This window comes from Streptomyces durocortorensis, assembly GCF_016901035.1.
Classification (GTDB): domain Bacteria; phylum Actinomycetota; class Actinomycetes; order Streptomycetales; family Streptomycetaceae; genus Streptomyces; species Streptomyces durocortorensis.
Genome location: NZ_JAFEUF010000009.1, coordinates 47,369 through 54,960 on the forward strand (window position 1 = coordinate 47,369; position 7,592 = coordinate 54,960).

The 7,592-nt window shown below is 69.6% G+C and carries 5 protein-coding genes; 2 read left to right on the plus strand and 3 right to left on the minus strand.

Going from position 1 to position 7,592, the window contains the following annotated elements; genetic code table 11:
• Positions 1–110: 110 nt before the first annotated feature.
• From JS521_RS03615 to JS521_RS03625, 3 genes are all read right to left on the minus strand, one after another.
• Positions 111–1,265: an FG-GAP repeat domain-containing protein gene (locus JS521_RS03615; protein WP_205081233.1), complete on the minus strand. Its 1,155-nt coding sequence runs from the start codon at positions 1,263–1,265 to the stop codon at positions 111–113.
• Between the two features lie 229 nt (positions 1,266–1,494).
• The gene (locus JS521_RS03620; protein ID WP_205081234.1) at positions 1,495–3,762 is read right to left on the minus strand and encodes a (Fe-S)-binding protein; all 2,268 of its coding nucleotides are present in this window, start codon (positions 3,760–3,762) and stop codon (positions 1,495–1,497) included.
• A gap of 104 nt (positions 3,763–3,866) precedes the next feature.
• Entirely contained in the window at positions 3,867–4,520 is a 654-nt protein-coding gene (locus JS521_RS03625; protein ID WP_307847762.1) for a sugar transferase, read from the minus strand.
• Positions 4,521–4,943: 423 nt separating this feature from the next.
• On the opposite strand from JS521_RS03625, the gene dnaK reads away from it, so the two are divergent.
• Positions 4,944–6,797 (plus strand): molecular chaperone DnaK, encoded by a 1,854-nt coding sequence (dnaK, locus tag JS521_RS03630; protein WP_205081235.1) that lies wholly within the window; start codon positions 4,944–4,946, stop codon positions 6,795–6,797.
• A complete protein-coding gene (gene grpE / locus JS521_RS03635; protein ID WP_205081236.1) occupies positions 6,794–7,447 on the plus strand; it encodes a nucleotide exchange factor GrpE in 654 nt (217 codons plus the stop codon). The genes dnaK and grpE overlap by 4 nt, the downstream gene beginning before the upstream one ends.
• Positions 7,448–7,592: the final 145 nt, after the last annotated feature.

The window sequence follows — 7,592 nt, forward strand, 5'->3', positions numbered from 1 at the left end:
CGTACCTGGTCCCCGGCGGCGGGGGGGGGGGGCCGGGGGGACCCGGGCGCCATTGCGGCCGAGCTGTGACATCCCCTAGGGGCCGCACCCCGGGCCCCCGGAGGGGGAGTTCAGGGGAGGAACAGCGCCGTGGAGAAGGTGACGAGGGGCTCCTTCGTGTTACCCGCCGGGTAGAGCGCGATCAGGTCCTGCCGCTCGCCCCGGTACGTCCGCACCACCGTGTCCGGCTTCTTGTCGCCGTCGTAGTCGCCGTGGTTCAGGAGGGCGGTGCGGGTGCTACCCGTCGTCTTCAGCGGTGCGGTGGGGAGGTCCTCCGCGGCGAACGCGTACGCGCTGCCGGGACCGGCCGGGCCCTTCGCGGAGCCCAGGAGCAGGGTGCCCTTGCCCGCCTGGCCGGGGGCGTGCGGGCGGGCGGCGGCGACGAGGTCGTCGTAACCGTCGCCGTCAGCGTCGGTCCGGGGCTCGGGGGCGTAGAGGTACGGGCCGCCGTCGGGCAGCAGTTCCGCGCTGCGCGGGGCCCCGGTGCGGGTGAAGGGGCCGTGCAGGAAGGTGACCTGGCCGGCGCTGGCGGTGACCGCGAGGTCGGCCTTCCTGTCGCCGTCGAAGTCGCCGCAGACCGGCTGCTCGGGCCATTCGTTGCCGAACCGGGCCTGCTGCGGGATGCGTACGGTGACCGCCTTGCCCGTCAGTCCCTGCGGGGAGCCGAAGAGGATCTGGAGGGGGACGGGCGGGGCGCCGATGCCGTTGTACGGGGGGTCGGTGGAGACGACCAGGTCGGTGAAGCCGTCCCGGTCCAGGTCGCAGGCGGCCTCGGCGTCGAACGCGGCCGGGAGGGTGTCGCCGGACTTCGCCGCGTTCGCGCGGGCGCTCAGCAGCTGGCGGGTGGCCGGGTCCAGGGGGCGGTCGCGGTCGTCGGAGCCGTACACGATGCCGATGCCCGCGTCGTCGCCGTGGCTGTCCTCGGGGGCCTTCACCAGGTCGTCGACGACCAGGTCGCGGTGGCCGTCGCCGTTGAAGTCGTACGGGACGCGGCTGCCGGTGCCGCGGGGGACGGGGGCGCGCGCCGTCTCCGCCTGGGTCCGTGCCTGCGCCGGGGGCGGGGTGTCGCCGTTCTTGCCGCCGTCGGATGCGGAGGAGGGGGACGGGCCCGCGCAGGCCGTGAGCGCCAGCAGCAGGGCCGTACAGCCCGCGGCGAGGGTGGCCGTCACCCTGCTGGGGACCGCTGCCTGCGGGTGCTCGGTGCGGGTGCGGGTGCGTGGACGCACGGGGGGCCTCGTTTGTCGTTCGTGAACCGGTGTTCCCGTCGGCCGCCGGGCCGGGGAGGTGTTCCGGGAGCACATGATGCTCCAGATACGTCGTCGCGTACATGTCCGAGTTCACACTTCCCCTGCGGTGGTCGTCACGTTCCCGGCCACAGCGAGGTCCCGGGCACGAAGAAGCGGCCGGTCCTGCCCCCGAGGCAGGTCCGGCCGCTCATCGCGCTGATGCGTTACGTCACTTTGCCGGTTCCGGCTCCGGTGCGTCCACCTGCTCCGGCTCACCGGTCGGGTCGACGGGCGTCTTCACGGACTCCAGGAGGAGCTGCGAGACGTCCACGACCTGGATGGACTCCTTGGCCTGGCCGTCGTTCTTCTTGCCGTTGACCGAGTCGGTCAGCATGACGAGGCAGAACGGGCAGGCCGTGGAGACGATGTCCGGGTTGAGGGCGAGGGCCTCGTCGACGCGCTCGTTGTTGACGCGCTTGCCGATCCGCTCCTCCATCCACATCCGGGCGCCGCCGGCGCCGCAGCAGAAGCCGCGCTCCTTGTGGCGGTGCATCTCCTCGTTCCGCAGGCCCGGGACCTTCGCGATGATCTCGCGCGGCGGGGTGTAGATCTTGTTGTGCCGGCCCAGGTAGCACGGGTCGTGGTACGTGATCAGGCCCTCGACCGGGGTCACCGGGATCAGCTTGCCCTCGTCGATGAGGTGCTGGAGCAGCTGGGTGTGGTGGATGACCTCGTACTCGCCGCCGAGCTGCGGGTACTCGTTCGCGATCGTGTTGAAGCAGTGCGGACAGGTCGCGACGATCTTCTTCGACGACTTGGGCTTCTTCGTCGTCTCGTCTTCGTCGTCCTCGCCGTACGCCATGTTCAGCATCGCGACGTTCTCCTGGCCGAGCTGCTGGAACAGCGGCTCGTTGCCCAGGCGGCGGGCGGAGTCACCGGTGCACTTCTCGTCGCCGCCCATGATCGCGAACTTGACCCCGGCCATGTGCAGGAGTTCGGCGAAGGCCTTGGTGGTCTTCTTGGCCCGGTCCTCCAGGGCGCCGGCGCAGCCGACCCAGTAGAGGTAGTCGACCTCGGTGAGGTCCTCGACGTCCTTGCCGACGATCGGGACCTCGAAGTCGACCTCCTTGGTCCACTCCACGCGGGCCTTCTTGGCGAGGCCCCAGGGGTTGCCCTTCTTCTCCAGGTTCTTGAGCATCGTGCCCGCCTCGGACGGGAACGCGGACTCGATCATCACCTGGTAGCGGCGCATGTCGACGATGTGGTCGATGTGCTCGATGTCGACCGGGCACTGCTCCACGCACGCACCGCAGGTGGTGCAGGACCAGAGCACGTCCGGGTCGATGACGCCGTTCTCCTCGGCGGTGCCGATCAGCGGGCGCTCGGCCTCGGCGAGGGCGGCCGCGGGGACGTCCTTGAGCTGCTCCTCGGTGGCCTTCTCGTTGCCCTCCATGTCCTTGCCGCCGCCGGCCAGCAGGTAGGGGGCCTTGGCGTGCGCGTGGTCGCGCAGCGACATGATCAGGAGCTTCGGCGAGAGCGGCTTGCCCGTGTTCCACGCGGGGCACTGCGACTGGCAGCGGCCGCACTCGGTGCAGGTGGAGAAGTCGAGGATGCCCTTCCAGGAGAACTGCTCGACCTGGGAGACGCCGAAGACCGCGTCGTCGGCCGGGTCCTCCCAGTCGATCTCCTTGCCGCCCGTCGTCATCGGCTGGAGCGCGCCGAGCGCGACGTCGCCGTCGGCGTTCCGCTTGAACCAGATGTTCGGGAAGCCGAGGAAGCGGTGCCAGGCCACACCCATGTTCGTGTTCAGCCCGACGGTGATCGCCCAGATCATCGTCGTACCGAGCTTGATCATGGCGAACAGGTAGACCAGGTTCTGGAGCGTCTCGGTGCTCAGCCCGTCGAAAGCCATGACCAGGGGGTACGAGGCGAAGTACGCGGGACCGTAGCCGTCGACGTGGTGGAGCGCGCCCTCCAGGCCGCGGAGCACCATGATCGCGGCGCCGATGATCAGGATGATCGCCTCGACGAAGTACGCCTGGCCCATCTTCGAGCCCGTGAAGCGCGACTTGCGGCCGGCCCGCGAGGGCAGGTTCAGCTGGCGGATCGCGATCAGGACGAGGATGCCGAGGGTCGTGCCGAGCGCGATGAACTCGATGTAGACCTCGTACGGCAGGAAGGTGCCGATGTACGGGAGCACCCAGTCGGCCTTGAACAGCTGGCCGTACGCCGTGACGATCGTCAGGCCCAGGGTCAGGAAGCCGACCGCGACGAACCAGTGGGCGACGCCCACGATTCCCCAGCGGTTCATGCGGGTGTGGCCGACGAACTCCTTGATCAGGGTGATCGTCCGCTGCTTGGGGTCGTCGGTGCGGCTGCCTGCCGGTACCGCCTGTCCGAGACGGACGAAGCGGTAGATCTGCGCGACGGCTCGGGCGACGAGCGCAACGCCGACAACCGTCAGCACCAGCGACACGATGATCGCGGCGAGTTGCATGAGTGGGGCTCCTCGGGCCTGCGAGAGCGGGATCCAGTTGGTTACGTGATACTGCCCGCTACTACTAAGCAGTAACTTAATTAGTCTGTGCTGACACTATCCACTTAGTCCACCCCGCTGCAGTCGGGCGGGCGGTGATCTGCGTCGCTCAGGTGTGCCTTGGTTGACCGTGCCTTTCCGAGCGCCGTCCGCAGGGGGTTGCGTACGGCTTCCGCCAGGATCGCCAGGTCGAGTACCACTCCATGGTGCTCTGCGTAGTGCTGGTCCAGCAGGGCGGGGTCGTCCCACGGCATGCCGGAGCGGGCGCGCACCTGGGCCAGGCCGGTCAGCCCTTCCCGCAGTTCCTGCCGCCACTGCCGGGCGCCGGGCCCGGTGGCCCGTGGGTCGCCCGGGGCCAGGGGGACGGGGCCGACCAGGGACAGGTCGCCCCGGACGACGTGGGGGAGCCGGGAGAGTACGTCCAGGCGGAAGCGGCGCGTGCGCAGGGTGCGCAGCTCGAAGACCCGGCCGCCCAGGCCGGTCCGGGGCCGGCGGTCCCAGGCGCCGCCCGGGGTGCGCCGAGCGGTCAGGGTGAGGGCGGCCACGGCGACGGCGGGGTAGGTCAGGGCCAGCAGAGCGGTGCCGAGCACCAGGTCCACGGTGCGCTCGGCCGCCGTGCGGGGGAGGGTGCGGTCCGCGAGTCGTCGCGCCCGGTCGGCGAGGCCCGCCAGGTGTGCGGCGGGGCGGGAGGGGAAGTCGCCTCGCGCGGTTCCGGACACGGTCGTGTACGCGGGTGAGCGCGGCTGCCCGGCGCTTCCCGCCGACCGGTTCTCCCGTCTCATCTGCCGTACGTGCCGCTTCCTCGCGTTCTGCATCGCGCCCGCCCGGGGGTTCGAGGTTCGATGGGACACCATGGGTGACGATCCACGCTGAAACCTGCCGGTCGGTGACGGTTGTGGCCGTCTCGCGGCAATTTGTGACAGAACGATCCCACGATGGGACGGTGGGTCGGGTGGTGCGCGAGGGGTGTTGCGTGCGCCGGTGCGGTGGTGTGGTGCGCGGATCGGCGCGAATAAGGTCCACGTAAGCGCCGGGTAGCACTTAAGTTGAGTGCGCTCGACTCAGGTCTGTTGACTCATGGGCCGGCGTCATGCATTCTTGAGTGAGATCCACTCAAGTAGTCAGTTGTTGGAGGAATTGAAATGGCACGTGCGGTCGGCATCGACCTGGGCACGACTAACTCCGTCGTCAGCGTTCTCGAAGGCGGCGAGCCCACCGTCATCACCAACGCCGAAGGCGCCAGGACCACGCCGTCCGTCGTCGCCTTCGCCAAGAACGGCGAGGTGCTCGTCGGCGAGGTCGCGAAGCGCCAGGCGGTCACCAACGTCGACAGGACCATCCGCTCAGTCAAGCGCCACATGGGCACTGACTGGAAGATCGACCTGGACGGCAAGAGCTTCAACCCGCAGCAGATGAGCGCCTTCATCCTGCAGAAGCTGAAGCGCGACGCCGAGTCGTACCTGGGCGAGAAGGTGACCGACGCGGTCATCACCGTCCCGGCGTACTTCAACGACTCCGAGCGTCAGGCGACCAAGGAGGCCGGTGAGATCGCGGGCCTCAACGTCCTGCGCATCGTCAACGAGCCGACCGCCGCCGCCCTGGCGTACGGCCTCGACAAGGACGACCAGACGATCCTCGTCTTCGACCTCGGTGGCGGCACCTTCGACGTGTCCCTCCTGGAGATCGGCGACGGCGTCGTCGAGGTGAAGGCCACCAACGGTGACAACCACCTCGGTGGTGACGACTGGGACCAGCGCGTCGTCGACTACCTGGTGAAGCAGTTCGCCAACGGGCACGGCGTGGACCTGTCCAAGGACAAGATGGCTCTCCAGCGTCTCCGCGAGGCCGCGGAGAAGGCGAAGATCGAGCTCTCGTCCTCGACCGAGACCACGATCAACCTGCCCTACATCACGGCGTCCGCCGAGGGCCCGCTGCACCTGGACGAGAAGCTCACGCGCTCGCAGTTCCAGCAGCTGACCTCGGACCTCCTGGACCGCTGCAAGACCCCGTTCCACAACGTCATCAAGGACGCGGGTATCCAGCTCTCCGAGATCGACCACGTCGTTCTCGTCGGTGGTTCCACCCGTATGCCCGCCGTCGCCGAGCTCGTCAAGGAGCTGACCGGCGGCCAGGAGGCCAACAAGGGTGTGAACCCGGACGAGGTCGTCGCCATCGGCGCCTCGCTCCAGGCCGGTGTCCTCAAGGGCGAGGTCAAGGACGTCCTGCTCCTCGACGTCACCCCGCTGTCCCTCGGCATCGAGACCAAGGGAGGGATCATGACCAAGCTCATCGAGCGCAACACCACGATCCCGACCAAGCGCTCCGAGATCTTCACGACGGCCGAGGACAACCAGCCGTCCGTGCAGATCCAGGTCTACCAGGGCGAGCGCGAGATCGCGGCGTACAACAAGAAGCTCGGGATGTTCGAGCTGACCGGTCTGCCGCCGGCCCCGCGCGGTGTCCCGCAGATCGAGGTCGCCTTCGACATCGACGCCAACGGCATCATGCACGTCGCCGCCAAGGACCTCGGCACCGGCAAGGAGCAGAAGATGACCGTCACCGGCGGCTCCTCGCTGCCGAAGGACGAGGTCAACCGGATGCGCGAAGAGGCCGAGAAGTACGCGGAGGAGGACCACGCCCGCCGCGAGGCCGCCGAGTCGCGCAACCAGGGCGAGCAGCTCGTCTACCAGACGGAGAAGTTCCTCAAGGACAACGAGGACAAGGTCCCCGGCGACGTCAAGACGGAGGTGGAGACCGCGGTCGAGGAGCTGAAGGAGAAGCTCAAGGGCGAGGACTCCGCCGAGATCCGTACGGCCACCGAGAAGGTCGCGGCCGTCTCCCAGAAGCTGGGCCAGGCGATGTACGCCAACGCCCAGGCCGAGGGTGCGACCCCGGGCGCCGAGGCCCCGGGCGACGGTCAGGCCAAGGCCGATGACGATGTCGTCGACGCCGAGATCGTGGACGACGAGAAGGACACCAAGGGCGGTGCGGCGTGACCGAGGAGACTCCGGGCTTCGAGGAGAAGCCCGACGTCCCCTCCGGCGCCACCCCTGATGACGCCGAGCCGAAGGCTGCCGACTCCTCCGAGGAGGAGGAGGCGGCCCCGGCCGGGGACCTCGACCCGACCGTCGGTCTGACCGCACAGCTGGACCAGGTACGCACCGCGCTCGGCGAGCGCACCGCGGACCTCCAGCGGCTCCAGGCCGAGTACCAGAACTACCGTCGCCGCGTCGAGCGGGACCGGGTCACGGTCAAGGAGATCGCCGTCGCGAACCTCCTGTCCGAGCTGCTGCCCGTGCTCGACGACGTCGGCCGCGCCCGGGAACACGGCGAGCTGGTCGGCGGCTTCAAGTCCGTGGCCGAATCGCTGGAGACCACCGTCGCGAAGCTGGGCCTCCAGCAGTTCGGCAAGGAGGGCGAGCCCTTCGACCCGACGATCCACGAGGCCCTGATGCACAGCTACGCGCCGGACGTCACCGAGACGACCTGCGTGGCGATCCTTCAGCCGGGGTATCGCATCGGCGAGCGCACCATCCGCCCCGCGCGGGTGGCCGTCGCCGAGCCGCAGCCGGGCGCCACGCCCGCCGCGGCGAAGGAAGAGAAGAAGGCAGACGACGAGGAGAGCGGTGGCACCGAGGAGGTCTGACGTCGACCCGTCTGATCACCGCGGTGCACACCGACCGGCCCGGGGGGGGGGGGGGGGCCCGGGCCCCCCCCGCCGCGCGGGGGGGGGGGGGGGGGGGGGGGGGGGGGGGGGGGGGGGGGGGGGGAGAGGGGGAAGAAGAAGAGGG

Excerpts from the sequence above, each read along its gene's own strand:
- JS521_RS03620 (WP_205081234.1), bottom strand. The coding sequence starts at position 3,762 with ATGCAACTCGCCGCGATCATCGTGTCGCTGGTGCTGACGGTTGTCGGC.
- dnaK (WP_205081235.1), top strand. The coding sequence starts at position 4,944 with ATGGCACGTGCGGTCGGCATCGACCTGGGCACGACTAACTCCGTCGTC.